The following is a 26597-nucleotide window of genomic DNA, read 5'->3' on the forward strand; positions in this document are numbered from 1 at the left end:
ATTACTTATATTCCGTCATAATAGCTTCGGCAATGGCCTCCAGTTCCACATAGCTTAAGTCGCCAGTGTTTTTATTTTCCCAACTCTGTTTGTCGAAACGCAATGTACCGCGGTTTTCATCATTCTCAGTAAGGTAAAATAGGCCGGTAAGTTTGCCGTCTTTACGTTCGGCAGATTGATCGGGCGTTACATTAATTTTTCGGGTGCCTATATTCAATTGTAGGGATTGTGTTTGACTCATTTTGATGTTCATTTCACATACCGCTTCGGCGCGGTTTGCTGTATTACAACATAAGGTATGTGATTATGTTGTTGTTGATTTTATACTTTGCTTATCTTCGCAACCTATGTCAACTCGTTTAGAAGCTCATTATGATGACCGTGTTTATTACTTTACAGTAGTAGAAAAATCGCCGCAAAAAATTGTTATTGAAATGTATAAAGCGCCATATATCTTTCTGCAGCAAGATGGTGTCTGGAGAAATGACGTTGCTAATCAGCTGCAAATGGTAGACGGGTTAATTGCAGCGGTTGTTAAGGCAATCGACTAATTAAGGCGGACTTTGTTCTTAAACCTGCGTATACATTCTTGCAGGTGCTTACAATATAAATTTAGCTGATTTCATCAGATAAATATTGGTATATATTTTTTGTACCTTGCTCTGGTCAATTATACAAATCGTATAAGGCGATAAATTTTCCTTTAGTTTTCTGGATGAATAAAAACAAACATCCAACCACTATGTGCAATTGTGTAATCGATTGCGAAGCTTGGTCAAATGAGCAGGTATAGCGGGTGTTATCATTATCGAATATTAATCGACTTTAAAATATATTTATCTGTTTATGAAAGTTAGAAAAGCCGTTATCACGGCAGCTGCCCGGGGCGAGCGCTTGTATCCGGTATCAGACACCGTACAAAAAGCCATGTTGCCGGTGGTTGACACCGATGGCTTGCACAAGCCGGTATTGCAAATTATAGCCGAAGAGGCTTTTAGTAGTGGTATTGAAGAAATTTGTGTGGTATGTGCCCCCGGCGATGCCGATCGGTATAAAAGTGCTTTTAGCGCTTTGAAAGACAATTTAACCAAATCATTCAAGGGTGTGGAATGGGCACAGCAGGAAGCTGCCAAGCTTGATTTGTTTTCAGAACGGGTACAATATGCCGAGCAGGCCGAACCGCTGGGCTACGGCCACGCCGTGTACTGTGCCCACGAGTTTGTGGGTGACGAGCCTTTCTTACTGTTGTTGGGCGATTACTTATATGTATCTAATATCAAAGGTAAAAGATGTGCAGCTCAATTGCTGGAGCTGGCATCGGCGCAAGGCAGCCCGGTATCGGCCGTAAACCCAACCCCCGAGCATTTAATTGGGCGTTATGGTACGGTTACGGGTAAGCATGTAGCTAACACGTCTGGCGTTTATGAGGTAGAAAAGCTTATAGAAAAACCATCATTAAGCTTAGCCGAGCTGGAGCTACAAACGCCGGGCTTGCGCATTGGCTACTACCTATGCTTTTTTGGTATGCATGTGCTTACACCAGGTATTTTTAATATTCTACAGAAAAAAATTGACGAAGGATCTACCAACGTGTTGCTTACGCCTGCTTTACAAGAACTTGCGCAAACCGAGCGTTACCTGGCGCTTGAGGTGCAGGGTTCCCGTTATGATTTGAGCCGCCCGCATGGTCTGCTGCGTGCGCAGGTAGCTTTAGGCTTAGCCGGCGAGGCGCACGATGAAACATTAAGTACCCTGGTTGAGCTGCTGGCCGAAGCCAACAGCCGTAAATAACTGATACTTTTCTGATGAACATATTTATTGAAACGATAACATCTGCCGAGTCGCAAAAACGCGATCGCTCCTTTTTTGAGCTTAGCCGGCATATGTCTTCCAAAGAACTTCTGAATGCCTTGCGCGAATTGGAAGAGTTCCGGAAAAATACACCTAACCTTTACGATAAAGTAAGGGCTATCCTGTTTTTATATGCCGGGTTCCGCTTTTTCCTGTCATCGGCCAAAGAAATGCCTGAAACCGGAAAGGTGCCTTACGCCGGTTTTGAAGATTTACTGGCCCGGCGTTTTGAGCAGGCCATACATGCTTTTTATGAAGAGATACGGCTGAATGGGCCAAACGCCACATTGTTCAGCGCTTTAGCCGAGAGCTATCACCAGCTATCGTTCCAAATACTGGCCAATCAGGTACGTAAAAGCGTGCGTTCCAGCAAAGGCAACCAGTGGATGTTCCGGTCGGGTAACCAGGAGCAGCATCCTATTAAAATACATCCAAAGTTGCTGCAACGCCGCGAGGGTTCATTGTTTTACCCCATACTGCATGAGCAAACTTCGGTGCGGATGGATTTAACGCACAGTGGTTGGTCGGATATATTCTTTTTGGGGATGGATTATCCCGACGGTGCACGGGTAGTAAACGTATCTATTGATTTAGGCGTGTTTGGGCGCGATAAAGACATTCGTCCGCCATTGCATAGCTATGTGCGCGTGATACCAGAACCGGTGCTGCGTGTAACCAGTATCGATCTGAATACCACTAAAGATATTACCGACCTAGATGACCTATTTAACTTTGGTAACGATTACCTGAGTTTGGTAAAAGCCGGCATTATTGCTTCTGGCTTAATCCCGCCATCATTTGAAGGCACCAATCAATCGCTGGTAAAAATACTGGCCGGCATTGCCGGGCCGGGTATGGGGATAGAATTGGTGACAAGGGTAAATGATATCCCCAAAGGCTCGCGCTTTGCGGTATCTACCAACCTGCTGGGCTCAATCATCAGTTTGCTGATGCGGGCCACCGGGCAAACCCACACTTTGGAAGGCGGACTGGAAGAGAATGAACGCCGTTTAATTGCCTCGCGTGCCATATTAGGCGAGTGGATTGGCGGCTCGGGCGGCGGCTGGCAGGATTCGGGCGGTGTGTGGCCCGGTATAAAGGCCATCCGTGGTGCTTTTGCGCAAGAAGGCGACCCTGAGTTTGGCACCAGCAAGGGCTCTTTGTTGCCTAAACACGAGATATTGACCGGCGACAAAGTTCATCCCGAGTTTTACAATCGCTTAATGAATTCACTGGTACTGATGCACGGCGGTATGGCATCCAACGTAGGTCCAATCCTGGAAATGGTGACCGAAAAGTACCTGCTCCGGTCTGAAAAGGAATGGGTAGCCCGCCAGCAAACCAACCAAATTTTTGACAACATTCTGGGTGCTATCCAAGAAGGTGATGTTAAAAAGCTGGCGCAGAACACCGAAACTAACTTCTTTGGTCCCATAAAAACCATCATTCCGTGGGCATCAACCTACTTTACCGAGCAGATTATCGCTAAAGCAAAAAAAGCATTTGGGGCCGATTATTACGGTTTCCTGATGCTGGGCGGTATGTCGGGCGGTGGTATGGGTATGTTTGTTGATCCTGAAAAATATGAAGCTTCCAAAGCTAAAATGCTTGAGATATTGAGCGAAACCCGCCAGGAGCTATCGGCATATATGCCATTTGCTATGAACCCGGTGGTGTATAACTGGAGCATCAATCACAAAGGTAGCTGGAGTACTTTGCATGAAGGCAATGAGGCGCTGATGCCGGAGCAATATTATGGCATCCATGTATCTGAGCTGGTGAAAAAAGACCCTGCTACGGTACCTTACATACGCCGTGCCGAGATAGACTTTTTTACCACGCATTGCGAGCAAAGCAACATGGCTTATCCGCTGCTCCGCACTATAGTGAGCAATTTGTTTAAGGTTTCGGATCCGTCGAGCCAAGGCAACCAGTCGGACGAAAACCGCAAAGCCGATCAGATTAAGAAGGATAACGGCTTCGATTATATTCAGCATGAAGAAATTCGTGCCGAGATACAGAAAGGTCGTATTGGCTTATCGCGCAACCGCCTGCCTGCCGAAACACTGATTGAAGATGTGGATCCGGGGGAAATTGCAGATATAGAACAGGTTCAGGCTATTGATACAGGTGCAGCCGCTATCAAAAATGGTACTGTGGCGGTAATGAGTTTAGCCGCCGGTGTGGGCAGTAGGTGGACTAAAGGTGCCGGTGTTATCAAAGCGATCAACCCGTTTGTAGAAATAGCTGGTGTGCATCGCAGCTTTTTAGAGATACATCTGGCTAAAACCAAAAAAACGGCAGACAAGTATCAGGCAGTAATTCCGCATGTGGTGGCTACCAGTTACCTTACGCATGCACCTATTGATTTAAAGCTGCAGCAAACCGGTAATTTTCATTATGCCGGACCGGTTTATCTATCGCCGGGCCGTTCAATAGGTCAGCGTTTTGTGCCAATGGAGCGCGATTTGCGCTTCTTGTGGGAGGATATGCCGCAGGAAACTTTGGATGAAAACAAGCAGAAAGTACGTGATGCCGTAAGACAAAGCATGATAAGCTGGGCCAAAAGCAAAGGCGAGGGCAGCGATTATGTAGATAACGTAGCCTCGCAACGCTTTTCGCCGCTGGGCCATTGGTACGAAGTATCTAACCTGTTGCGAAATGGTACGTTGGCTAAGTTGTTGCAAGAGCATCCGCAGGTAGAAACGCTGATGCTGCATAATATTGACACTTTGGGTGCCGACGTAGATGCTGCCGCATTAAGTTATCACCTGCAATCGGGCAACGTGTTAACTTTTGAGGTGATACCCCGTCATATTGAAGATCGTGGCGGCGGTTTAGCTAAAATCAACCATCAATTACGCTTGTTGGAAGGGTTGGCTCAGCCACGTGAGGAGGATGAGCTGAATCTGAGCTATTACAACTCCAACACCACCTGGATACAGATAGATCCGTTGTTGCAATTGTTTGGCTTAACCCGTGACGATTTGATGAAAGGCGACGAAGCGCAACTGGCCAAGGCTGTACGCAGCGTAGCGCACCGCATACCTACTTATGTTACCATTAAAGATGTAAAGTACCGCTGGGGGCATGCCCAAGAGGACATTTACCCGGTAGCACAGATTGAAAAGCTGTGGACAGATATGACCGCCCTTACCGACCTAAAGTGCGGCTACCTGGTAGTTCCGCGCTTGCGCGGCCAGCAGATGAAAGACCCTGCACAGTTAGACTCGTGGGTTACTGATGGGAGCAAGGATTATGTAGCCTCGCTATGCGTGTTTGAATAAGTACTAGTTATTTAGAAAAGGCCTTTAGTTGCACAACTAAAGGCCTTTTTTTGCTCAGGTACAAATAGATGATTGCAGATAAATTAGGGCAATAGCTATTGAGCAAGTTGGCTTTAATAAAATTAAGCAGCAGGGTTGCTATGCTTTTAAGTAGTTTTGCAGGCGTGTAGCTTACGCTATGCAACTTAAAAATTTAAATATGCATATAAAAGCAATTACCATATTGGGCTTAGCCGCTTTAGCATCAACAACTGCCTGCAATCAGTCGTCTACCAAACAAGAGCAGCATAAGGCCGATTCAACAACTGCTCCGGCAGCGGCGCCAGTTGCCCAGTCGGCACCAACATCATCCGAAACGGGCCACCTGCTGGGCGTTTGGTATGATGAGGCCATTAAATCGCCCGACGGGCAAAATGTGGCTTACGAGATTGTAAGCAACAAAGACAAACAGATATTTATTCAGGTAATCACCTTTACCGGTACCTCAATTACCGTTAATGATATTCCGCCTATATCGGCCACCGCTACCGCGCTGAAAAAAACAGGCGACATGTATATGAGTAAGGCCAATGCAAACGAATATTATAAAGTAGACAAAAAAACCGGCGATCTGTTAATTTACGATCAATCCGGTTTAGTGGCTACTTGTAAAAAGATTTTGTAAGGGCGCATTAGTTAAAATAGCACTTGCTGTATGATGGCTCGCGGTTACCGGAGTGTAGGTAAATACCAATGGATAACTCGTGCGAGCCATAGCTGTAATTTTGCAGCGGTGTAAGTGAGTAGTCAAAAGCATAACCTACACGCAGGCGATCAGTAGCAAATACTTCTACTACGCCAATCAGCGCGTTCGATTTTTGCAGGCCGTTTTGCAGCTTGGGCTTATTGTACAAAGTAACTGCTGTGCGGTAAGTGCCGCCAATCCATATACGTTCGCCCAATAAAGTAAACAGGTTAATGTCTAAGCTGGTAGGTCCTTTAAAGTCGTCTTTTATCATAAAAGAAGGGCGTACTTTGGTCTGCTCATTTACATCAAATATAGTTCCGCCCGTCAGGTAAAAATGGGGTACAGGCACAGGTGTCATAATCGACTTGTCTTTTACCCCGTTGGCTACCCGCGAAAGTACATTATCTATAGAAACACCTGCAAAAAAGCGCTTGTTGGTATATAAAATGCCTAACCGTGCATCGGGCAAAATTACGCTTTGATTGCCTGTGGGTATGTAATTGTCATCGGCCTGCACTGCATGCAGCTTAGAGCCGTCCAACCCGTTTTGTACAAAACCGGCACCAATGCCGAAAGATAACCGACTATCCTCATCATACCCAATTTGCAGGCGATAAGCATAGTTGGCGTAGCCGGCAAAGCTGCTTTGCGCGCCTATCCGGTCTTGCGTAAGCAACAAGCCTAAACCTACTTTAGCATCGTTAACGGCGCCATCTGCAGCCAGCGAAAAAGTTTGCGGTGCGCCTTCTAAGCCGGTCCATTGCGAGCGGTAAAAAGCATTCACGTAAACATCCTGCTTGTAGCCGGCAAACGCCGGGTTAATGTATAAGCCATTGAACATGTACTGGCTAAACTGTGCATCCTGCTGGGCATGTACCGCCCGGCATATTCCCATGCAAAACAGCATCAGCCATAAGGCTTTTGGGGCGATGTATTTATTTAGTTTCATCTTGTACACACTTATATCTTTTACACTTTTACTCTTGCTTATTGCGCAACAGGGTAACGTAGCCTTTGTACACTTCCCAGTTGCCGCGGCTGGTTTTTACCTTCAGCACATAAAAGTAGGTGCCCTCGTTCAGGCCCTCGCCAGTCCACTCATTGCGGTAATTCTTTTTCTCGTATACACTATTGCCCCAACGGTTAACAATAATGATTTCATTTTCTGTGAAGCTGCTTAACTCCGGTATTTCAAAAGTTTCATTTTTGCCATCGCCGTTCGGGGTAAACACGTTCGGAATGTCTAGTCCTAAAATGCTTTTCGTGTCCGACGACTGGTTATTGGCCGGGTTAGCATCCTCTTCGGCCGATTTTACCGAAGCTGAGTTGATGACTGTTCCGTTTAAAGGCGCCTTAACCAGCAAGCGCAATTCTACTTCTTCGCCCAAATCAATGCTACCTATACGCCAGGTAAGCACACGGGCAGTAGCATCATAATCTACTATACCGGTAGTAGCGGCGTTTACTTTGATGTATTCCAAGCCATCGGGCAAAGCATCTTTCAATTGCACATCGGTGGCCAGTGCCGGTCCTTTATTGTTTACAGTAAGCGTATACTCGAACGGCTCACCCGAGCGTATTGGCCGTGTTTCCGATTTTTTAACCACGGCTAAATCCACTCGTTTGTCAATTTCCCTAACCACTATAGCTTCTGATACGGGCGACGCGCAACTTTCTTGGTTATAAGCAACAACCGTATAAGTTCCCGGCTGAGTAATGGTGTAACTGCTTGTAAATGCGCCTGGAATAGCTACCCCATTCCTGAACCATTGGTATGCCGCAACGGTGATTGATGTTGGCGCTAAAGTCACTTTTTTAGATTCGCCCGGCGCAATAGTCAATACCTTGCTTTGCCCTGCTGCAGTATTAAAAAGCAGAGTAAAGCCTGTTACTGCTGCAAGCAGTAACAGGCAATAGCGATATGTACTATCCTTTCGCACCAATCAGCAAACCTCCTTTAGCTTTGTTAAAGCTGTATCAGGATTTAATTGACTACGATAGTTGGCTGAGCCGGAAGCGTATCAACAGTAATTGTTTTGGTTGCAGAACCAGAACAGCTATTGTTAAGAACGTAATTAACTGTTACGCCATAAGTAACTGTACCAGATGCAGATTCTTTTACCACATAATGATTAGCAGTTCCGCCATTGGCAGCAGTAATTGCGGTATTGTTTCTGGTCCACTGATAAGTATAAGTGAATCTTGAGTCTAATCCAGTTATAGTTAAGTCGGTTGATGTTTTGTTTTGCTCACAGACAACACCAGCACCAGCTATAGTTGGGTTCAATGGTGGCAATACATACAATTTAATATCATTGGATGCAGGAGACGGACAGCCGTTTCCGTTAAGCACTACTAACTGATAGGTGTAGTAGCCATCACCGCTTGGTGTTTCGGTATAAGTATCATTACCAACGGTTTCTTTTACCAGTATTCTTGTTCCCGATGTGTTTGTTTTAAACCATTGGTAAGTATAGTTTGGATTTACAGTTTGTCCGCTTTTTAAAGAGATGGTGTTTGTAGCGCATAATACTTTAGCTACGCTGCCTGCAGATGTTGGCGGCGCTGTTGTAGCGTCGCTCGGTCCGGGCAGTGATTGTGCTTGTGCAAATGCCGCTACCGAAAAGGCAGCAAACAAAAAGAAGAAAGCAAGTTTAATCAGGGTAAATTTTAGCTTCATATTTATAGTGTTGTATATTTTATTTATAAAGGGATTATAGTGGGTTTAGCTGGGTTTGATCTTAAAGTGACATTGAAATAATTGCGACAAACCGGAGCGAATACAATGTCGTCCAGCGCAAAATCGTTACCGTCAGCAGCCGTGTTTTGATTGACTATACCTATAACGGCGCTAATGCTGGTGCCAGAATTCCAGCGAACGGTAAAATTTTTCCAGTCAGCTCTATCCAAGCTTGCTGGTATGGTTGTCAGTTCAATAGGGTCTCCTAAAGGTGAGTTGTTAATTGAAAAATTAAGTTTCCCTGGATTGGTTGGATAAACTGATGTAAACCATACTGAAAAAATATAGTCAGTATTGGGCTGAACATCAATGGATTGTTGCCAGATGGTAACGCCGGCAGTAGGTGCACCGTTTACCACCATCATATTGCCGTTACGGTTACCGGTATGATCTCTAAAAGTTGCAAAGTTGGGATGAACGTTGCGCGGGTTGGTCGTAACAGTGTATGTAGCTTCGGGGTAAAGTGCCCCACTACTTGGAGTTGCATAAGTATACTGGCTGGTAAAACTGGTATTACCGTCCGAAAAGTTACCGTTAGTTACTTTGTTATTATTTAAGTCGATGGTTTCCCACCAATAAGTGCCCGATGCATTTACAATAATAGATTGGGTGGTAGCGCCGGTATTCCAGGTATAGTTAGACTGACCTGCTTCTGCATTTAATGTTGCACTGGTGGCACATTGGTCAATATAAGTAGTTGTGCTGCATAACGTCGGATAGAAGGCAAAAGAGCTGCTTGCACCTTTGCCAACAAATGCATTTTGCTTTTTATGCTCGCTGCCATGGACATGGATAAACCAAGCACATACCAGGCTGCAAATCATCAAAAAGCTAATCCGGAAATATAATAGCCGTATACTATAAATCATTGAAACCTAAACTTTTCCTCTTCTATGTAATGGTTGGGCGTGAAAAGAAGTTGAAACGTGCTTTTTTACGGAAAAAAGCTTTTTAGGTTGCCTTTTAGTATAAATTCTATTGAATAATAGATAATTAGATAATGGTAGAAATAAATGTAATAAGGAGTAAAACTATGCTGCTACCATATAATAAATACTTAATTGGCAGCTAAAATACACGATATTAAACAAAAGAGCCGCCTTGTTGAGGCGGCTCTTTGATGATTCAGTATGCTGTTAAGCAAGCAGGTTCACAATAAGATTAGGAAGCCCAACAGCAACGGCTACGCCATAAGCTAAATCAAGCCAAAAAAAGCTGCCTAAAGCACCTGCATATATAAGGCCTATTATAGGGTAGCCCGCAATTTTGACCGCTAATGGAGTGTCTTCATTTTTTAAATCGTGCCAGATTGATTGTGCGTCGCCAGTACTTGGAAAGGCGTGCATGGCAATGGATACACCCAGGTAAATCAATATAAAATCGAGTAGATTGGCATTGTCTAATTTAAACACAGGTATGGCTGCCGGTAAGGCAATAAGTGCACCAAGAATAGTGTTTACTATAAATGGTCCAATACTAATCATCATATTTTGCCATTTACTTTCTGCTTTTTCATGTAATACATAGCCTGCTGGGTTACCCAGTCTAAAATATACCACATTAAAAACCGGTACTTTATATAACCGGCAAAAAAGCTGATGAGCCAGTTCATGAACAATCACACCCGGAAAAGTTGCCCATGTAATTAAAAAGCCAGGAATAAACATAGAATGAATAGATTAAGGTTTACCGAATTTGATTTTTCCGCTGATAACGTCTTTTGCATAGGCCATGCCTGGGACAAGTGTAGAGTCAGACTCAGACATTTTCAATATAGCATCGCGAGATTTAAAATTTTTATTTAAGTGATAGGCAATTGCCAAAGTAGCCTTATTGTATGGCGAGTTGGTATCTAATGCTTCGGCTTGTAAGGCTAAATTTAATCCAACGTTATGTTCTCCTTTTTTGAGCAACGTACGTGATTTTGACGATAATGCCATTACCAGTTCTTTATTTTGCGCCAGTACACCATCACATGCACGTATCGACGCATCCAGTTGATTCAGTTCTCTTAAGGTAATACTTCTTAGCAGCAGCGCAGTGATATGAGTAGGCGATATGGCTAGTGCATCTTTAAGTATGCTGTCGGCCCGGGCGTTGTTTTCTTTGTCAACACATTCCGATGCATAAGCCACACGGGCATATACATCACCGGGCTGCCGGATAATAAAATTGCGGTACGTACTGTCGGGAACCCCATTAGGTGATTTCTCGTAAGGAGCCATTGCTTTAGTAAAAGCTTGGGAGGGATAATATGCTTCTACTTCGTTAGTTAAATCATTAACCTGCTTTAACAAATATTCATTATCCAGATTTTTGCCAGTCATCTTATCCAGCAGTTGGCCGTAGGTGTTTAAATCTCCATTGTAAAAAGCAGCAATCATTAAACGGGCAGCAACTTCTGTATTATTAGGTACTGCCGATTGAACTTTTTCCAACTCACGCTGTGCTGTGAGGTGTTTTTTTGCAGTTTCAGCTTTTTCGGCCCGGGCAAGTGCAAAGGCCAGTTTAAAGTCGTTGGCTGATAATGCTAGTGCAAGTACAAGCAATCCTAAAATGCCTGCGGCAAATAATTTTATTCCTGCCGGAACACGGTATTTAATAAGCGCTGTGCGACAATCGGCACATAAAGGGTTAGCATATCCTTCTAAAATTTGCGTACTGCCGCATTTAAGGCAGACAACAGGTGTAGTATCAACACTTTCCTGAGTAATTTGTGAACTTTGTTCCATATTGTGATAAGGCAGCCTAAGATACTGGTAAAACTGATTATAAACAAAAAAGCTGCCTCTAAAATGAGGCAGCTTTTTTGTTTATAATCAGGCAACGATTTATCCCTTTTTTACTTCTTTAGCCCAGGCATCTTTTAAAGTTACCGTGCGGTTAAATACCAGTTTGTCGGTTGCTGAATATTTATCAAGCGTAAAGTATCCCTTACGTAAAAATTGGTAGCCTTTACCTGGTATAGCTTCAGCTAAATCGGGCTCTACAAAAGCGGTAATTACTTGCAGGCTGTTCGGGTTCAGGTCGTCCTTAAAGTCGCCTTCTTCGGCGGCCGGGTTTTCTGACTTAAACAAACGGTCATACAATCGTACCTCGGCAGTTTTGGCATGTGGTACGCTTACCCAGTGAATAGTGCCTTTTACATTGATACCGCTGCTATCTTGTCCCGATTTAGATTCAGGGATGTAAGAGCAATGTATTTCGGTTACATTGCCATCGGCATCTTTTACAAAATCCTCACACTTGATGATGTAAGCATGTTTTAAACGAACCATCAACCCCGGACCTAAACGGAAGAACTTTTTAGGCGGTACTTCCATAAAATCTTCACGCTCGATGTATAGCTCGCGGCTGAATGGAATATCACGGCCGCCTTCGCCGCCTTCTACTTCGGGGTTGTTTTCGCCGTGCAATATGTCTTCCTGCCCTTCCGGGTAATTGGTAATCACCAGCTTTACCGGATCAAGCACAGCCATACGGCGCCATGCGGTTTTATTTAAATCCTCGCGGATACAAAATTCTAGTAAACCTACGTCAATCAGGTTTTCGCGTTTGGCTACACCAATGCGGTCGCAAAACTCGCGTACCGAGGCAGCAGTATAGCCACGGCGGCGCAGTCCGCTGATGGTAGGCATACGCGGATCATCCCAGCCATCCACATGTCCTTCGTTTACCAGTTGCAGCAACTTGCGCTTGCTCATCACGGTATACGTAAGGTTTAAACGGGCCATTTCATACTGGCGCGATGGGAAAATTTCCAGTTTATCAATAAACCACTCGTACAGTGGGCGATGAGGTATAAATTCCAGCGTACAGATAGAATGTGTGATTTCTTCAATAGCGTCTGACTGGCCATGGGCAAAATCATACATCGGATAAATACACCATTTATCGCCGGTGCGGTGATGGTGCGCATGCTTAATGCGGTACATAATCGGGTCGCGCATGTGCATGTTGGGGGATGCCATGTCAACCTTAGCACGTAGTACCTTGGCGCCATCCGGGTATTTGCCGGCTTTCATATCTTCAAACAGCTGCACGTTTTCTTCAATAGAGCGGCTGCGATATTGATTGGCGGTGCCTGGTTCAGTTGGTGTACCTTTTTGAGCAGCAATTTCTTCGGCTGTGCTGTCATCTACGTAAGCCAGGCCTTGTTTAACCAAGCTCATGGCAAAGCCGTAAAGTACATCAAAATAATCGGACGCGTACAATTCGTTGGCCCATTCAAAACCTAACCAGCGTACATCATCCTTAATGCTTTCTACATACTCGGTATCCTCGGTTACTGGGTTGGTATCGTCAAAACGCAGATTAGTTTTGCCATTGTAGCGCTGCGCCAAACCAAAGTTCAGGCAAATAGATTTGGCATGACCAATGTGCAGATAACCATTCGGCTCGGGTGGAAAACGGGTGTGTACACGGCCGTTGTGCTTACCGGCTTTAAGGTCATCTTCTATAATTTCTTCTATAAAGTTTAATGATTTTTCTTCGCTCATGTCTGTAGCTCTCAGTTGCGCAAAAGTAACAAAAAAATAGCCGCTTAGGTTAGCGGCTATTTTTTGTATGCCAGTTTATTAACAGGCACATATTACAGGTTTTTATGTAAAGGCGCAACTTTTAAGCAATACCGCTTAAAAGATTACGGCAGTTTTTGCGTTGACGGCGTTACGGTGGCTTGTTTAACGGCTGTACCCGGTTTTCTGGTAAAAACAGATTTTACGCGTCCCCAAACGGTAGTTACCGAATCTTCGCTGATATAATTAGATGCCTTTTGCGACAGGATGCCTACCAATGTTTTAACAATAAAGTTTGAGCGCTTAAATAAGGTTTTATTTAAGGTAAAAGGCAGCACAACACGAGACAATAAGCCCAGAATATCTTGCGAAAACAGGGTATGGCTTATTTTAGTACCATCGGTGCTGGCTGATTTAGGAAACATTGTCAGCACGGTATGATATATAGCCGTAGGGCTGCTGAAACGCTTTTTCAGTTCTATTTCCTGTGTTTGCTTCAGGCGCTCCAAGCGGATGATTTCTGATTGTATGTCAAATACATTTTTTATGGTTACGGCCATGGCTATTTAAATATTTTGCTGATCAGCAGGTTAACAATAAATTTACGGATGCTGACTTTGGCAAACAGAAAAACCAAAGCAATTACCAGGTACAATAAGGCTACTATGCCAAAACCCTTCCAGGCTGCTCCCAATGCCGAGCCTATACCCAAGGCCAGTGTAAAGGTGGCAAACAAAAAGAACAGCACGCCGCATATGGCCACAATAATATCAGTAACCAAACTGGCGGCTACCGAGGTGCTTTTTTCAATGGCCTTATACTTTGACAGGGCAAAGCGTGTTTCGGCATATTCTTTCAACTGCTCCAGTATAGGTTGCTGAGGCGGTTGCTGTGTTTCTTCTTTTTTTTCTTCCATCTGAACTTTATGGTATAATCCCGGAAGGTTTAGCCTAACCGGGATGTTTATTTATGCATGTTCTAAATCGTCCTGATATTCAGCTTCTTCGCCGTTTATTTTGGTTTTGATATTATCTACCACTTTATGTTTCAAACCATTCAGCTTATCCAACTCGCTGGCAGCAGTTTCTTTAATGCTGTCGGCCAGGTGGTTCAACGAATCTGACAGTTTATCGCGTGTATCAGTACCTTTATCTGGGGCAAACAGTATACCCAGCGCAGCGCCTGCAGCTACACCTGCCGCCAAAGCCAACAGAATTTTTGAACTGTCGCTCATCGAGTTACTACTTTTAAGACTAGGTATTTGTTTGATTAAATGTGAAAAATCCTTGGTTTTCATGATGGTCAAATTTATGTTACTGTATAATAGAGGATATTATTTTAACCGCTAAGGTAAAGCTTTGTTTAAGATGCCATAAAAAAACTAGGCATTATCTGTACCCGCTCGGATGCGTTCTATACGGTCGGCCGCCTTGCGGTTGGTTTCGTAAATCTGTACTAATAGTATAAAATAAGATAATAGCACAGGGCCAAACACCAGCCCTAAAATACCAAATAATGGTATACCAATAAACACACCAATAATAGAAATAATTGGGTGTGTGTTGGCTATGCGCTTATTAATAACAAGCCGCAGTACGTGGTCAAGGTTACCAATAAACAGCAAGCCATAAATCATAATGCCGATGCCTTGCCAGTTGTGTCCCAACAGCATTAGGTATAAGCCGGCGGGTATAGAAAGTGTAGGCGCACCTACTACCGGTAAAAAAGAAATAAAGGTGGCAATTACACCCCAAAATACGGCATCGGGTATGCCTACAATCCAAAAGCCGTTGGCCAGCAGCACGCCTTGGGTAAGCGATATGATGCCTTGCCCCAGTACATTTGAATAGGTGGCGTTTTTTAAAGCTACAGCAAATTTTAAAGCATGCTGCTCACTAAATGGGGCGTACTTTAACAAACCTGCCTCAAATTCACGAAACTGGGCAAACATAAAATACAGGATAAAGTACATCACCAGCAGCGTGAGGATGATATTGGCAGCACTACCCAGCAGCGAAGGAAACAAATCAGCCGTATAGGTGCTGAGCTTTTGCATAGTTTCTTCGGCAAAGTGAGGCTGACTTAGGTTGCGGCCGGTAAAGGTGTCTATCTTGTCCATCCACATGTTGATGCCGGATGTGTTGTTTTTAATGCTGATGATCTTGTCAATCATCATAAAACTGAGCAATAAAAACGGAATCACAATAACCACCAGCGATAAAAAGATGATCAGCAAGGCTGATAACCCCCTGTTCCACCGACGCTTTTCAGTCAAGAACAGGTACATGGGCCTAAAAATCACATACAGAACTATAGACCCCAGTATGGCGCTAAAAATTTCGCTAAGGGCATAAACTAGAAAACAGCCTAGCACAATAATGCTAACCAGAATAATATTATTACGCTGCTGATAGTTGAAGATAGACATGGGTAACGGCTGCTTACACGTTATAAACAAAAAAGCGCCAAATTGTTCGGCGCTTTAAATATAATGTTCTTTGAATGTATTATTTGTCCAACGTTTTTAGCAAGTCGTTAATTTTAGCACAACTCATGGAAATGGTATCCATATAAAAAATACTGTCAGTAGTAGGATTATTCAATTCATAACGCAATTGTTCTACTGCCAGATGAATGTTAGACAGCTGGTTTTTTACATCATGTTTCAAAAGGCGAAGCGCCTGTTCATTATCATTAGCCTGGCTGCCCATATTACTTGCCTAAGTTAATTGCCTTCATTTTATTGTACAGCGTTTTGCGGTCAATTTTTAATATCTCGGCGGCTTTGGTTTTGTTAAAGTTTACTTCGCGCAATACTTTTAATATAGTGTCATACTCAGCTTCCAGCGCTGCGTTTTTTAAGTCGTGGCGATGTTCTTTTACCGGCTGTGGTGTAGTATTAGTATCGGTTGTTGCTTCGGCCACAACTGGCTGCCTGCTATAAGCGAGTAGTTCAAGCGGTAAGGCTTTCATTTGTATTTCGTCGCCTTCGGTAAGCAACGTAGCACGGCGTACCACATTTTTTAATTCGCGGATATTACCTTGCCAGCGGTAATGCATAAAGCATTCTACCACCTCGGGCGAAAAGTCTTTTACACTGCGGCCCAACTCCTGGTTGGCTGTTTTTAAAAAGTGCTGCGCCAACAGCATAATATCGTGTCCACGCTCGCGCAATGGTGGCATATATATGCTGAATTCATTAAAGCGGTGGTATAAATCTTCGCGGAAGCGACCACGTTGAATGCCATCCTGCAGGTTTTCGTTAGTGGCCACAATAATGCGTACATCCAAGTCAATCTCTTTGGTGCTGCCTATGCGTTTTACTTTACGTTCCTGAACGGTGCGTAATAAAGCTGCCTGTATATCATACGATAGGTTGCCCACTTCGTCCAAAAACAAGGTGCCGCCATTGGCCATTTCAAAGTGACCTATCTTGGTATATAAAGCACCGGTAAACGATCCTTTTTCATGACCAAAAAATTCGCTTTGCGCCAGTTCTTTGGTTAGCGAGCCACAGTCCATCGCAATAAATGGCTGATCGCGACGCGGGCTGTTCAGGTGGATGCTTTTGGCTACCGATTCTTTACCCGTACCGCTTTCGCCCAAAATAATTACGCTATAGCCGGTAGGCGCTACCAATTCAATTTGGCGCAATAACTCGCGCGAGGCTTTGCTGGTACCGGCCACAAACTCGTTCGATAAAATTTGCTTGCGATTTTCTTTATTGCCGCTTTTGGCTGCTGATGCTGTAACGGGTACACTTTCCTCCTGCTCGGCAGAATCCCACAACGCGCTTTGAGTTTCAATAGCTTTGTTGATAGTGGTTAAGATCTCATCCGGGTATAGCGGCTTGGTGATATAATCATAAGCGCCCATTTTGATAAGTTCTACCGCCATTTTAATATCCGAATAACCGGTAATGATTATTACCCCGGTTTTAGGGTAATTTGCTTTGATGCTTTTCAACATCTCGCGCCCGTCGGTATCCTCCAGCCTGTAATCGCATAGCACTAAATTAAACTCATTGTTTTTCAACTGCTCTGTTGCATTCGCCCCACTTGATGCCGTGGTTACCTCAAATCCGTTACGCGTCAAAAATTTTGACAGCAACAAAGCGGTATTCACTTCATCATCAATAATGAGTATTTTTTTCATATATGCCAGTTAAACTTTAATTGGTTTTTTGCTTTATACGATAAGTTTTTCAAAAGGATAGCTTGCTAGACAAAAATGTAAAAAAATGTGTAATTTTTTACACACTTGTGCCTATCCATTAAATAAAATTTTGCACATCATGATATTTTAAACGTTGCGGAAATAGTTAACTATAATCATATCGTGTTAAGTTGAGGAAAAATTCAATTGTATGGTTATATGGGAATTATGAAACACTATTTTTGCGCTTTTAAATTTTACAAGTGGGAAAAGATAAGTTAAAGCGTTTTGCCGAAATTGCAACTTTTAGCAACGTACTGCAACTGGAGGCCGGCCAGCCTTACAAAGGGCAATGGGCATCACAATTTTTTAAGAACAATAACCCGGTAGTGCTGGAACTGGCTTGTGGTAAGGGCGAATATACCGTAAACCTGGCGCAGATGTTTCCGGATAAAAATTTTGTGGGCATTGATTATAAAGGCAACCGTATTTGGCGTGGTGCCAAAACTGCTATTGAAGAAGGTGTGCCCAACGTGGGCTTTTTGCGTATACAAATAGAAAACTTGCTAGATTACTTTGCAGATGGTGAAGTGGACGAGATATGGATTACTTTTCCCGATCCGCAGCCACAAATCAGTCGCGAAAAAAAGCGTTTAACCTCGCCCCGCTTTCTGGAAAAATATAAGCAGTTATTAAAATTAGGCGGTTTTGTAAACTTGAAAACAGATAACGACGATTTACACGCTTATACCGCAGAAAAGATTGAAGAACTGGGTTTAAAGCTGCATGTTAAAACTGAAAACCTGTACCAATCACCGTATGCTGACGATGTATTAAATATCAAAACTTATTACGAGAAAAAATACTTGCAGCATAACAAGAATATCAATTATCTGAAATTTTCGTTTGCTTAGTTATGACAGACGCTCACTTTTACGACCATGTGTTTGAAGTGGCCCGGCAGGTACCTGTTGGGCGGGTAACATCATACGGTGCCATAGCCAAATTTTTGGGTGTGGGCAATTGGTCGCGCAAGGTGGGCCGCGCTATGGGGATGCTGGATGGCGTGCAGCCGCCCGTGCCTTATCAGCGCGTGGTAAACAGTCAGGGCTTACTAACTGGTGGCACCGAAGGTATTGAGCGCCGCAAGGAATTGCTGGCCGCCGAGGGTGTAACCGTTATAGGCGATAAAGTGCAGGATTTTAAAACGGTATTCTGGAACCCGTCGCAGGAGCTCAATTATTAACTAAGCCGGTTTTGAATCATAATCATTCAATCAAGTAATAACATATAATCATGGGAAAATTAATAGATGATTTCAACGGCTATCGTACTAAAATGAACGATAGAATTATGGAATCGGCCAATACCAATATAAAACGCTTTTTTGCTTTGGATACCACCAGTTACGCCAAAGGTGCACTGGATGTGAAAACCAAAGAAATGCTGGGCCTAGTAGCCAGCATGGTGCTACGTTGCGATGATTGCATTAAATATCACCTGGGCAAATGCTATGATGCCGGTGTAAATTCCGACGAGATGAACGAAATTTTTATGATAGCTAATCTGGTCGGTGGCTCTATTGTAATTCCGCACTATCGCCGTGCAGTAGAGTACTGGGATGAAATGAACGAAGCTGGTCAGTAGCTCATTAGATTGTTGGTGATTCAGTACAACAATTATATTTTCAATAAAACGCACCTGAATAAAAATGAACAGTTATATCATTACCAATACTGTTATCCCAACATATCTGTTTGAGCCTGACGAGGCCACCGGAAACAATGTGTTTCGTATCAACCGGAACAACTGTGTGGTTGAGTATAAGAAAAACAACTTTTTGGTGCCGCATCGCAGAAATTATTATTTTATGATTTTTGTAAAAGCTGGGAGTAGCAGGCACTGGATTGATATGACACCTTATACTGTTAAACCTAATACTTTTTATTATACGGTTCCTCAGCAAGTACATTTAAAAGAAGAAAGTAAGCCCTTTACGGGCATCAGTCTAAGTTTTACAGAAGAGTTTTTGGCGATGGATGATAGTGGATCGCTTAAAAAGTTACCCATCATCCAAGGCCTTGATAATGGGCACGAGCTGGAGCTGACGGAACAAGACCAAGCATACATAGAGGATTTGCTCGAAAAAATTTTAGCTGAGTATGAGGCTAAAAACAGCTGGCAGCAGAATATGCTGCTGGCCTATATGAAGGTATTGCTTATTTATCTGAGCCGTTTGCATAAACAGCAAATAAGCTTTGCTGCAGAACAAACACCACCGAAGCAGGTATTCAAAAATTTTCTTTCTAAAGTAGATGAATGGCATAGGCAGTTGCATGAGGTGGCCGCTTATGCCAATATGCTCAACCTCTCAGCCGGGCACTTAAGTGAACTAGTGAAAGAGCAAAGCGGCAAGCCGGCCATTGCGCATATTCATGAGCGACTGATTGTAGAAGCCAAGCGCTTACTTTTTCATACCGAACACTCAATTAAAGAGATTGCTTTTCAGCTGGGATTTGAAGATGCATCATATTTTAACCGCTTTTTTAAACGCATCACACAACATACTCCCATCACCTACCGGAACGCCATCCGCGAAATGTACCATTGATGCCGATAAGAGTGCAGTTGTAATTGCACAGGAGCCACTACTTTTGTGGTATATCAATTCAACAATATGAAAACAGCACTTATTACAGGAGCCAACAAAAGCATTGGCTTTGAAATGGCCCGCATATTAGCCAAACAAGGATATTTTGTTTACATCGGTAGTCGTGATTTAAACAGAGGTCAGCAAGCTGTGGATCAGCTCAAAGCCGATGGCTTAACCACACTAGAAGCTGTGCAACTGGATGTAACCGACAAAGCATCTATTACAGCAGCACAACAATATATTAACCAGAAAGACGGAAAACTTGACGTTCTTGTCAACAACGCCGGTATCCCCGGTGCCTTTCCGCAGCTTGCCGAATCGGTTGATGTGGCAGTAATTCGCGAGGTGTACAATACCAACTTTTTTGGGGTGATTGAGGTAACACAGGCCTTTTTGCCGCTGATCCGTAAATCAGAAGCAGGCGTAATTGTAAATGTAACCTCGGGCTTAGGTTCGCTTACTTTACATAGCGATCCGTCATGGCCATATTATAATGTCAAATCAGCTGCTTACGGCACTTCCAAAACAGCACTTAATGCTTATACCGTGGTATTAGCACATGAGCTGCGCGAAACACCTATCCGTGTAAATGCAGTTGACCCTGGTTATACCGCTACCGATTTTAACCAGCACAGTGGGCCATTAAAGGTAGAAGACTCTGCTGCTTTTGTAGCGCAATATGCTGTTATAGGTCCGGATGGCCCAACAGGTAAATTCTTCAGCCATGATCGTCAGGCTGAAGGTAATGAGAGCCCTTGGTAAGAATTAATTTAATACTAAACAAAAGGCAATTCTTTTTAAGGGTTGCCTTTTGTTTTTGATAAAAATATTAGCATTTTGCCGTTTCTATACATCTATAAGAATGGCTTTATCACATAACTCACAACCAACAATTCACAACCTAACCCGCTGTTCATGGTGCGGTACCGACCCATTGTACACCAAATACCACGATGAAGAATGGGGCCGCGAAGTGCATGATGATAAAATTCTGTTTGAATTCCTGGTGCTCGAATCGGCCCAGGCCGGTTTAAGCTGGATTACCATTTTGCGCCGCCGCGATAATTACCGTAAAGCATTTTGCAATTTTGATGTGCAGTCGGTAGCTGCCATGGGGCCGGATGATATGGAACGCTTGATGCAGGACGAGGGTATTATTCGTAACCGGCTTAAAATTACATCTACCATAACCAATGCCCAAAAGTTTATAGCCATACAGCAGCAGTTTGGCTCGTTTAATAAATACTTGTACAGCTTTATGCCGCAGGGTAAACGCATCATTAATGAAACAGGTAGTATACCCGTAAGTACCGAAGTGTCCGATGCCATCAGCAAAGACTTAAAAAAGCGGGGCTTTAAGTTTTTTGGCACCACTATTTGTTATGCTTTTATGCAGGCTACTGGTATGGTAAATGACCATATTTTGGAGTGTAGTTTCAGATAGTCTTAACCGGATTTTGAAGAATTTATCTAATTAACAGAATTCTTGTCTGCTCTTTCATATAGACAAACGTTTTATTACCATTAATCCTATTTTTGCAATTATTGACCGGTGTTGAGTTCTGATAGTCAATTCTGGACATTCATTAAATTCCGAAAATTCTGGTCAAATACAATATGAAGAAATTATTTCTATTAGATGGTATGGCCCTGATGTACCGGGCGCATTTTGCTTTAAGCAAAAACCCGCGGTTTACCTCGGGTGGCCTGAACACATCAGCGGTAATGGGCTTTACCAATACCCTGCTGGATATCATAAAAAAGGAAAATCCTACCCATATGGCCGTGGTATTTGATACCGACGCGCCTACCGAACGCCATACCGACTTTACCGACTATAAAGCCCACCGCCAGGCCATGCCCGAAGATTTATCGAAGGCAATGCCCTATGTAATTAAGCTGATACTGGGTTTTAATATCCCGGTAATTACATCAGATGGTTACGAGGCTGATGACATCATTGGTACGCTGGCTAAAAAAGCTGAGCAAAAAGGCTATCAGGTATATTGCATGACCCCCGATAAGGATTTTGCCCAGCTGGTGTCCGAAAATATATTTGTGTACAAACCCTCGCGCATGGGAAACGATGTAGAGATTATGGGGGTAAAAGAAGTATGCGAAAAATGGGAAATAAGCGATGTGTGCCAGGTAATTGATATTTTAGGCTTGTGGGGCGATGCGGTAGATAACATCCCCGGCATCCCCGGCATTGGCGAAAAAACAGCCAAGCAACTTATCAAACAATACGGATCAGTAGAAAATATTATTGCCAATGCGCACGAGCTAAAAGGTAAATTACGTGAAAACGTAGAAACCCATGCGGCGCAGGGCTTACTGTCAAAAAAGCTGGCTACTATATTGTTGGATGTACCGGTTGAATTGGATGAAGCCGGACTGGAAATGTGTGCACCTAGTCGTGATCTGCTGGAGCCGCTGTTTGCCGAACTGGAATTCCGTACGCTGGGTCGCCGTGTATTTGGCGATGATTTCAGCATCACCGAATTGCGGGCTTCATCAACCCAAACCGATTTGTTTGGTAATCCGGTAGCCGGTGCGCCACATACTTTTAGTGTAGAGATTAATGATATTGCCGAGCCCGAAATACAGGTAGCCGCCAAAAGTATTGATAACGTTCCGCACGAGTATCATTTGACCGATACGCCTGAAAAGCGGGCAGAACTAATTGCCTTGCTGCAGCAGCAAACCGAAATTACATTCGACACCGAAACCACTGGTATCGACGCCAACAATTGCGAACTGGTAGGTTTGTCATTTGCCATTAAACCCGGCGAGGCGTGGTATATACCGGTGCCCGATAACTTTGAAGGTGCTAAAGCCATTGCCGATGAGTTCAAATCGATACTGGAGAACCCGGCTATCAATAAAGTTGGTCAAAACATAAAATACGATATACTGGTGCTGAAATGGTATGGCATACAAGTGCAGGGCGCTTTGTTTGATACCATGATGGCGCATTATATTTTAGATCCAGATACCCGCCACGGTATGGATATCCTGTCCGAAAATTACCTGGGTTACAAGCCGGTTTCTATCACCGAGCTGATTGGGCCCAAAGGTAAAAAGCAGCTTACCATGCGCGATGTACCAGTAGAAAAGGTGAAAGAGTATGCGGGTGAAGATGCAGACGTGACCTTGCAATTAAAAGAGGTATTTGAACCCAAACTGCAAGCCGTAGGTGCCGAAGCGTTGCTGAATGAGATTGAACATCCGCTGATTTATGTACTGGCTGATGTGGAATTTGAAGGTGTAAAGCTGGACGAAGGTACACTGCGCGATTTTTCACTACAGCTGGAAACCGACCTGGGCAAGCTGGAACAAACTGTTTATGAAAAAGCGGGCGTTAAATTCAATATATCATCCCCTAAACAGTTAGGCGAGGTGTTGTTCGAAAAGCTGATGCTCGACCCTAAAGCTAAAAAAACTAAAACCGGCCAATATCAAACCGGCGAGGATGTGCTGTTGGCCTTAGCCGCCAAAAGCGACATTGTACGCGATATCCTGGATTTTCGTCAGATGCTGAAACTGAAATCGACTTACGTAGACGCTCTGCCGCTGATGGTGAATCCTAAAACTGGCCGTATACATACCTCATATAATCAGGCAGTGGCGGCTACCGGGCGGTTAAGCTCGCAGAACCCTAACCTGCAAAATATCCCTATTCGTACCGAGCGTGGTCGCGAGGTGCGCAAGGCATTTATTCCGCGTGATGAAAATCATATCATCATTTCGGCTGATTACTCGCAGATTGAGTTGCGCATTATTGCCGAAATCAGCAAGGATCCGAGTATGCTCGATGCGTTTTCTAAGAACCTGGACATCCACACCGCTACTGCTGCGGGTGTTTACGGGGTTTCTATAGAAGAGGTAACCGGTGAAATGCGCCGCAATGCCAAAGCGGTAAACTTTGGTATCATCTATGGGCAATCATCCTTTGGTTTATCACAAGGTTTGGGTATTTCGCGTAAAGAAGCAACCGAAATTATTGAGCAATATTTTATCAAATACGCCGGCATTCAAAGTTACATGAGCGAAACCATGAATTTTGCCCGCGAGAATGGTTATGTACAAACACTGAAAGGCCGTCGCCGTTATCTGCGCGATATCAATTCGGCCAATGCCACCGTACGTGGTTTTGCCGAACGAAACGCCATCAACGCGCCTATACAAGGTTCGGCAGCAGATATGATCAAAATTGCGATGATTAATATCCATCACGAACTGAAAGCTCAGAAACTGGATACCCGCATGACCATGCAGGTGCATGATGAGTTGGTGTTTGACGCGCCTAAACACGAGGTAGAAAAAGTAAAGCCTATTATAGAGCACCATATGAAGAACGCTATTAAAACCGAAGTGCCTATTGTGGTAGAAATTGGTACAGGCGCTAATTGGCTCGAGGCCCATTAAGCCTTATTAAGCATTCCATGAAACAAAAGAAATAGCCGATTTGCAGTTAACCGCAGATTGGCTATTCCTTTTTTGTATTAAACTCATCGGTAAAGTGTTCCCGGTGCTTCTCTTTCTGAAATTTTTCGGCGTTATAATTTTCAGATTGGCCTTTTGGAATGGATAACGATTTCCAGTTTTCATTGCACATCATTTTCCCCAAAAACACAATTTGCCCAACATGATAAGGGTAATGTGCCAGTTGCCGGTTAATGGCTTCGGTAACAGTATGCCCCATGTTGCGAATATAGATGATCCGGTCTAGATCGTCTGCCTTTAAACTGTCCAGCGTTTGCATTAAACAGTTCCAGCCCGAGTTCCACAGGTCCAGTAGAGCCTGTCTGTCTGGATGGAATACCTCAAATTCAGCTTCGCGGTTTCGCCACGCTTTTTCGCCGTCCGACGCAAAAATTTCAGTCCAGCGGGACAGCATGTTACCTGCCAGGTGATTGACAATCATGGCTACACTGTTGCTTTCGTTGTTGTATTGCCAGTATAGTTGTTCGTCGGTTAACTGTTCAAAGGTTTTTTCACCCAGCATCTTGTAGTAGGCAAATTGCTTTTTAACGCTTTCCAGGTAATCGTTATTCATGGCTATAAGTGGTTTGTTATGGCTAATTTACTATAAAATAATGTTAAGGCATTAGGTAGTTATTTAACTTTATCACATACTTTTTACGCAATAATTAACACTATAGAAAAACACATTCCAATAGATGTAAGTTGTGTTTAGGTAAGTAAACTTTTGCTTACCTTGACCCGACATTACCTATACTAAATGAGAATTTTTCACCTTGCCGCCGAGTGTTATCCAGTTGCTAAAGTGGGCGGCCTTGCCGATGTGGTAGGCGCCTTACCCAAGTACCAAAATCAGGCAGGCCATCAGGCTGCTGTGGTGCTGCCTTATTACAACCGTAAGTTTGTTCAGGAGAGTGAGTTTGATGTTGTTTTCGAAGCATCAAACCTGCTGGGTACCAAGCGCTATGAATTTGAAATCTGGAAAGAACGTACCAATAAGCTGGGTTTTGAACTGTTTCTGATTTATATACCGGGTTTGCTTGACCGTGAGGAGGTATACAGTTATCCCGACGAGCGCGAGCAGTTCATCGCCTTTCAGCTGGCTTTTCTGGATTGGATTAACTGGTCGCAGCAAAAGCCCGATCTGATTCATTGTCACGATCACCATGTGGGCCTGATTCCGTTTTTGATGAAGCATTCTGCCTTGTACAGAAAACGCCTGTCGGGTGTGCCAGCCGTATTTACCATTCACAACGGTCAGTATCATGGTGCTTTCGGGTATGATAAATTTGATTACCTGCCCGAGGTGGACATGAACTATGCCGGTTTGCTGGATTGGGCCGGAGCCATCAACCCGCTAGCCAGTGCGGTTAAATGCTGTCATAAATACACGGCGGTATCGCCCAGCTATTTGCACGAACTGGAGCTTCAGTCGAATGGCTTGGAATATTTGTTCTGGCTTGAAAAGAGTAAAGGCCTGGGCATCATCAATGGTATCGATACCGAGGTGTGGAACCCCGAAGGCGATCCTATGATTGCGGCACCTATTGACGCTGATGCGCCCGATGCAGGTAAATTAGCCAACAAAAAAGCGTTGTGCGAGCGTTTTGGTTTATCTCCTGAGCTTCCAATTATTTCATTTATTGGCCGCTTGGTAACCGAGAAGGGTGCCGATTTATTGCCCGAAGCTATCCAGCATAGCTTGGATAAACATGCCGGTAAGGTGAATTTTGTAATGTTAGGTGCTGGCGACAAGGAAACAGAAGCCGCATTAGAAGCACTAAAAGAAAAGTACCCTGATAATTACAAAACCTTTATAGGCTATAACGAAGCACTGGCCCACCTGATTTATGCAGGCAGCGACTTTTTACTGATGCCATCCCGCGTGGAACCTTGCGGTCTTAACCAACTGTACGCCCTGCGTTATGGTACCTTACCCATGGTGCGCCGAACTGGTGGTTTGATTGATACCGTTGTTGACTTTGGCGACGAAGGCGGCTATGGCATCTGCTTTAACCGCAGCGTGGCAGCCGATATTGAACATGCTGTTGACCGGGCTATTGAACTTTATGAGAACCAACCGCATCTACAATTGTTACGTAAACGCATGATGGCGTTAGATTTTTCATGGAACCAATCTGCAAACCAATATATAAACCTATATCAAAGCTTAAACATCTAG

27 protein-coding genes are annotated in these 26597 nt (G+C 43.8%); 12 read left to right on the forward strand and 15 right to left on the reverse strand.

Going from position 1 to position 26597, the window contains the following annotated elements:
- Position 1 precedes the first annotated feature (1 nt).
- On the reverse strand, positions 2–241 hold the full coding sequence (locus GPM24_RS06320) for a hypothetical protein (RefSeq protein ID WP_158825869.1): 240 nt from the start codon (positions 239–241) through the stop codon (positions 2–4).
- 106 nt (positions 242–347) lie between these two features.
- Between GPM24_RS06320 and GPM24_RS06325 the strand changes: the two genes are divergently transcribed.
- The 4 genes from GPM24_RS06325 (at position 348) to GPM24_RS06340 (ending at position 5802) form a co-directional block, all read left to right on the forward strand.
- Entirely contained in the window at positions 348–551 is a 204-nt protein-coding gene (locus tag GPM24_RS06325) for a hypothetical protein (protein WP_158825870.1), read from the forward strand.
- Positions 552–846: 295 nt separating this feature from the next.
- On the forward strand, positions 847–1791 hold the full coding sequence (locus GPM24_RS06330; RefSeq protein WP_158825871.1) for a UTP--glucose-1-phosphate uridylyltransferase: 945 nt from the start codon (positions 847–849) through the stop codon (positions 1789–1791).
- Positions 1792–1805: 14 nt separating this feature from the next.
- A complete protein-coding gene (locus GPM24_RS06335; RefSeq protein WP_158825872.1) occupies positions 1806–5138 on the forward strand; it encodes a UTP--glucose-1-phosphate uridylyltransferase in 3333 nt (1110 codons plus the stop codon).
- Positions 5139–5337: 199 nt separating this feature from the next.
- Positions 5338–5802: a hypothetical protein gene (locus GPM24_RS06340; protein ID WP_158825873.1), complete on the forward strand. Its 465-nt coding sequence runs from the start codon at positions 5338–5340 to the stop codon at positions 5800–5802.
- 7 nt (positions 5803–5809) lie between these two features.
- On the opposite strand, the gene GPM24_RS06345 is transcribed toward GPM24_RS06340, so the two are convergent.
- The 13 genes from GPM24_RS06345 to GPM24_RS06405 form a co-directional block, all read right to left on the reverse strand.
- Positions 5810–6814, reverse strand: coding sequence for a PorP/SprF family type IX secretion system membrane protein (locus GPM24_RS06345; protein WP_158825874.1), 1005 nt, complete (start codon positions 6812–6814; stop codon positions 5810–5812).
- Positions 6815–6842: 28 nt separating this feature from the next.
- On the reverse strand, positions 6843–7805 hold the full coding sequence (locus tag GPM24_RS06350) for a T9SS type B sorting domain-containing protein (RefSeq protein ID WP_158825875.1): 963 nt from the start codon (positions 7803–7805) through the stop codon (positions 6843–6845).
- A 44-nt stretch (positions 7806–7849) separates the two neighbouring features.
- Entirely contained in the window at positions 7850–8545 is a 696-nt protein-coding gene (locus GPM24_RS06355; protein WP_158825876.1) for a hypothetical protein, read from the reverse strand.
- Positions 8546–8568: 23 nt separating this feature from the next.
- Positions 8569–9432 carry a hypothetical protein gene (locus tag GPM24_RS06360; RefSeq protein WP_158825877.1) on the reverse strand — a complete coding sequence of 288 codons (864 nt, stop codon included), beginning with the start codon at positions 9430–9432 and terminating at the stop codon, positions 8569–8571.
- A gap of 309 nt (positions 9433–9741) precedes the next feature.
- On the reverse strand, positions 9742–10272 hold the full coding sequence (locus GPM24_RS06365) for a DUF3267 domain-containing protein (protein ID WP_158825878.1): 531 nt from the start codon (positions 10270–10272) through the stop codon (positions 9742–9744).
- Positions 10273–10284: 12 nt separating this feature from the next.
- A complete protein-coding gene (locus tag GPM24_RS06370; protein WP_158825879.1) occupies positions 10285–11337 on the reverse strand; it encodes a tetratricopeptide repeat protein in 1053 nt (350 codons plus the stop codon).
- A 99-nt stretch (positions 11338–11436) separates the two neighbouring features.
- The gene (locus GPM24_RS06375) at positions 11437–13104 is read right to left on the reverse strand and encodes a glutamine--tRNA ligase/YqeY domain fusion protein (protein WP_158825880.1); all 1668 of its coding nucleotides are present in this window, start codon (positions 13102–13104) and stop codon (positions 11437–11439) included.
- Between the two features lie 143 nt (positions 13105–13247).
- Positions 13248–13682 carry a hypothetical protein gene (locus GPM24_RS06380; protein ID WP_158825881.1) on the reverse strand — a complete coding sequence of 145 codons (435 nt, stop codon included), beginning with the start codon at positions 13680–13682 and terminating at the stop codon, positions 13248–13250.
- A gap of 2 nt (positions 13683–13684) precedes the next feature.
- Positions 13685–14038, reverse strand: a complete 354-nt coding sequence (locus GPM24_RS06385; protein ID WP_158825882.1) for a phage holin family protein — start codon at positions 14036–14038, stop codon at positions 13685–13687.
- 51 nt (positions 14039–14089) lie between these two features.
- Positions 14090–14419 carry a YtxH domain-containing protein gene (locus tag GPM24_RS06390; RefSeq protein ID WP_439650747.1) on the reverse strand — a complete coding sequence of 110 codons (330 nt, stop codon included), beginning with the start codon at positions 14417–14419 and terminating at the stop codon, positions 14090–14092.
- 84 nt (positions 14420–14503) lie between these two features.
- Positions 14504–15550: an AI-2E family transporter gene (locus tag GPM24_RS06395; RefSeq protein WP_158825883.1), complete on the reverse strand. Its 1047-nt coding sequence runs from the start codon at positions 15548–15550 to the stop codon at positions 14504–14506.
- Between the two features lie 79 nt (positions 15551–15629).
- Positions 15630–15833, reverse strand: coding sequence for a hypothetical protein (locus GPM24_RS06400; protein WP_158825884.1), 204 nt, complete (start codon positions 15831–15833; stop codon positions 15630–15632).
- 1 nt (position 15834) lies between these two features.
- On the reverse strand, positions 15835–17277 hold the full coding sequence (locus GPM24_RS06405) for a sigma-54-dependent transcriptional regulator (protein ID WP_158825885.1): 1443 nt from the start codon (positions 17275–17277) through the stop codon (positions 15835–15837).
- Positions 17278–17540: 263 nt separating this feature from the next.
- Here GPM24_RS06405 and trmB point away from each other — a divergent pair, with 263 nt between their 5' ends.
- The 7 genes from trmB (at position 17541) to polA (ending at position 24358) form a co-directional block, all read left to right on the forward strand.
- A complete protein-coding gene (gene trmB / locus GPM24_RS06410) occupies positions 17541–18191 on the forward strand; it encodes a tRNA (guanosine(46)-N7)-methyltransferase TrmB (RefSeq protein WP_158825886.1) in 651 nt (216 codons plus the stop codon).
- Between the two features lie 2 nt (positions 18192–18193).
- The gene (locus tag GPM24_RS06415) at positions 18194–18523 is read left to right on the forward strand and encodes an MGMT family protein (protein ID WP_158825887.1); all 330 of its coding nucleotides are present in this window, start codon (positions 18194–18196) and stop codon (positions 18521–18523) included.
- Between the two features lie 50 nt (positions 18524–18573).
- Positions 18574–18924 carry a carboxymuconolactone decarboxylase family protein gene (locus tag GPM24_RS06420; protein WP_158825888.1) on the forward strand — a complete coding sequence of 117 codons (351 nt, stop codon included), beginning with the start codon at positions 18574–18576 and terminating at the stop codon, positions 18922–18924.
- A 64-nt stretch (positions 18925–18988) separates the two neighbouring features.
- Complete coding sequence (locus GPM24_RS06425) at positions 18989–19888, forward strand: helix-turn-helix transcriptional regulator (protein WP_158825889.1); 900 nt, start codon at positions 18989–18991, stop codon at positions 19886–19888.
- Positions 19889–19954: 66 nt separating this feature from the next.
- Complete coding sequence (locus GPM24_RS06430) at positions 19955–20692, forward strand: SDR family oxidoreductase (RefSeq protein ID WP_158825890.1); 738 nt, start codon at positions 19955–19957, stop codon at positions 20690–20692.
- Positions 20693–20792: 100 nt separating this feature from the next.
- A complete protein-coding gene (locus GPM24_RS06435; RefSeq protein WP_158825891.1) occupies positions 20793–21374 on the forward strand; it encodes a DNA-3-methyladenine glycosylase I in 582 nt (193 codons plus the stop codon).
- Between the two features lie 173 nt (positions 21375–21547).
- Positions 21548–24358 (forward strand): DNA polymerase I, encoded by a 2811-nt coding sequence (gene polA, locus GPM24_RS06440; protein ID WP_158825892.1) that lies wholly within the window; start codon positions 21548–21550, stop codon positions 24356–24358.
- 61 nt (positions 24359–24419) lie between these two features.
- On the opposite strand, the gene GPM24_RS06445 is transcribed toward polA, so the two are convergent.
- The gene (locus tag GPM24_RS06445; RefSeq protein ID WP_158825893.1) at positions 24420–24989 is read right to left on the reverse strand and encodes a DUF1572 family protein; all 570 of its coding nucleotides are present in this window, start codon (positions 24987–24989) and stop codon (positions 24420–24422) included.
- 186 nt (positions 24990–25175) lie between these two features.
- On the opposite strand from GPM24_RS06445, the gene GPM24_RS06450 reads away from it, so the two are divergent.
- Positions 25176–26597, forward strand: coding sequence for a glycogen synthase (locus tag GPM24_RS06450; protein WP_158825894.1), 1422 nt, complete (start codon positions 25176–25178; stop codon positions 26595–26597).

Origin of the sequence: Mucilaginibacter lacusdianchii (assembly GCF_009770985.1) — a bacterium.
Classification (GTDB): Bacteria; Bacteroidota; Bacteroidia; order Sphingobacteriales; family Sphingobacteriaceae; genus Mucilaginibacter; species Mucilaginibacter lacusdianchii.

Bases quoted from the DNA above. Each gene is read 5' to 3' on its own strand.
- GPM24_RS06435 (WP_158825891.1), top strand. From the start codon at position 20,793: ATGGCTTTATCACATAACTCACAACCAACAATTCACAACCTAACCCGC.
- GPM24_RS06355 (WP_158825876.1), bottom strand. From the start codon at position 8,545: ATGAAGCTAAAATTTACCCTGATTAAACTTGCTTTCTTCTTTTTGTTT.
- GPM24_RS06400 (WP_158825884.1), bottom strand. From the start codon at position 15,833: ATGGGCAGCCAGGCTAATGATAATGAACAGGCGCTTCGCCTTTTGAAA.
- GPM24_RS06365 (WP_158825878.1), bottom strand. From the start codon at position 10,272: ATGTTTATTCCTGGCTTTTTAATTACATGGGCAACTTTTCCGGGTGTG.
- GPM24_RS06385 (WP_158825882.1), bottom strand. From the start codon at position 14,038: ATGGAAGAAAAAAAAGAAGAAACACAGCAACCGCCTCAGCAACCTATA.
- GPM24_RS06375 (WP_158825880.1), bottom strand. From the start codon at position 13,104: ATGAGCGAAGAAAAATCATTAAACTTTATAGAAGAAATTATAGAAGAT.
- GPM24_RS06450 (WP_158825894.1), top strand. From the start codon at position 25,176: ATGAGAATTTTTCACCTTGCCGCCGAGTGTTATCCAGTTGCTAAAGTG.
- polA (WP_158825892.1), top strand. From the start codon at position 21,548: ATGAAGAAATTATTTCTATTAGATGGTATGGCCCTGATGTACCGGGCG.
- GPM24_RS06415 (WP_158825887.1), top strand. From the start codon at position 18,194: ATGACAGACGCTCACTTTTACGACCATGTGTTTGAAGTGGCCCGGCAG.
- GPM24_RS06345 (WP_158825874.1), bottom strand. From the start codon at position 6,814: ATGAAACTAAATAAATACATCGCCCCAAAAGCCTTATGGCTGATGCTG.
- GPM24_RS06430 (WP_158825890.1), top strand. From the start codon at position 19,955: ATGAAAACAGCACTTATTACAGGAGCCAACAAAAGCATTGGCTTTGAA.
- GPM24_RS06425 (WP_158825889.1), top strand. From the start codon at position 18,989: ATGAACAGTTATATCATTACCAATACTGTTATCCCAACATATCTGTTT.
- GPM24_RS06390 (WP_439650747.1), bottom strand. From the start codon at position 14,419: ATGAAAACCAAGGATTTTTCACATTTAATCAAACAAATACCTAGTCTT.
- GPM24_RS06420 (WP_158825888.1), top strand. From the start codon at position 18,574: ATGGGAAAATTAATAGATGATTTCAACGGCTATCGTACTAAAATGAAC.
- GPM24_RS06320 (WP_158825869.1), bottom strand. From the start codon at position 241: ATGAGTCAAACACAATCCCTACAATTGAATATAGGCACCCGAAAAATT.
- GPM24_RS06330 (WP_158825871.1), top strand. From the start codon at position 847: ATGAAAGTTAGAAAAGCCGTTATCACGGCAGCTGCCCGGGGCGAGCGC.
- GPM24_RS06335 (WP_158825872.1), top strand. From the start codon at position 1,806: ATGAACATATTTATTGAAACGATAACATCTGCCGAGTCGCAAAAACGC.
- GPM24_RS06445 (WP_158825893.1), bottom strand. From the start codon at position 24,989: ATGAATAACGATTACCTGGAAAGCGTTAAAAAGCAATTTGCCTACTAC.
- GPM24_RS06325 (WP_158825870.1), top strand. From the start codon at position 348: ATGTCAACTCGTTTAGAAGCTCATTATGATGACCGTGTTTATTACTTT.
- GPM24_RS06380 (WP_158825881.1), bottom strand. From the start codon at position 13,682: ATGGCCGTAACCATAAAAAATGTATTTGACATACAATCAGAAATCATC.
- GPM24_RS06395 (WP_158825883.1), bottom strand. From the start codon at position 15,550: ATGTCTATCTTCAACTATCAGCAGCGTAATAATATTATTCTGGTTAGC.
- GPM24_RS06370 (WP_158825879.1), bottom strand. From the start codon at position 11,337: ATGGAACAAAGTTCACAAATTACTCAGGAAAGTGTTGATACTACACCT.
- GPM24_RS06405 (WP_158825885.1), bottom strand. From the start codon at position 17,277: ATGAAAAAAATACTCATTATTGATGATGAAGTGAATACCGCTTTGTTG.
- GPM24_RS06340 (WP_158825873.1), top strand. From the start codon at position 5,338: ATGCATATAAAAGCAATTACCATATTGGGCTTAGCCGCTTTAGCATCA.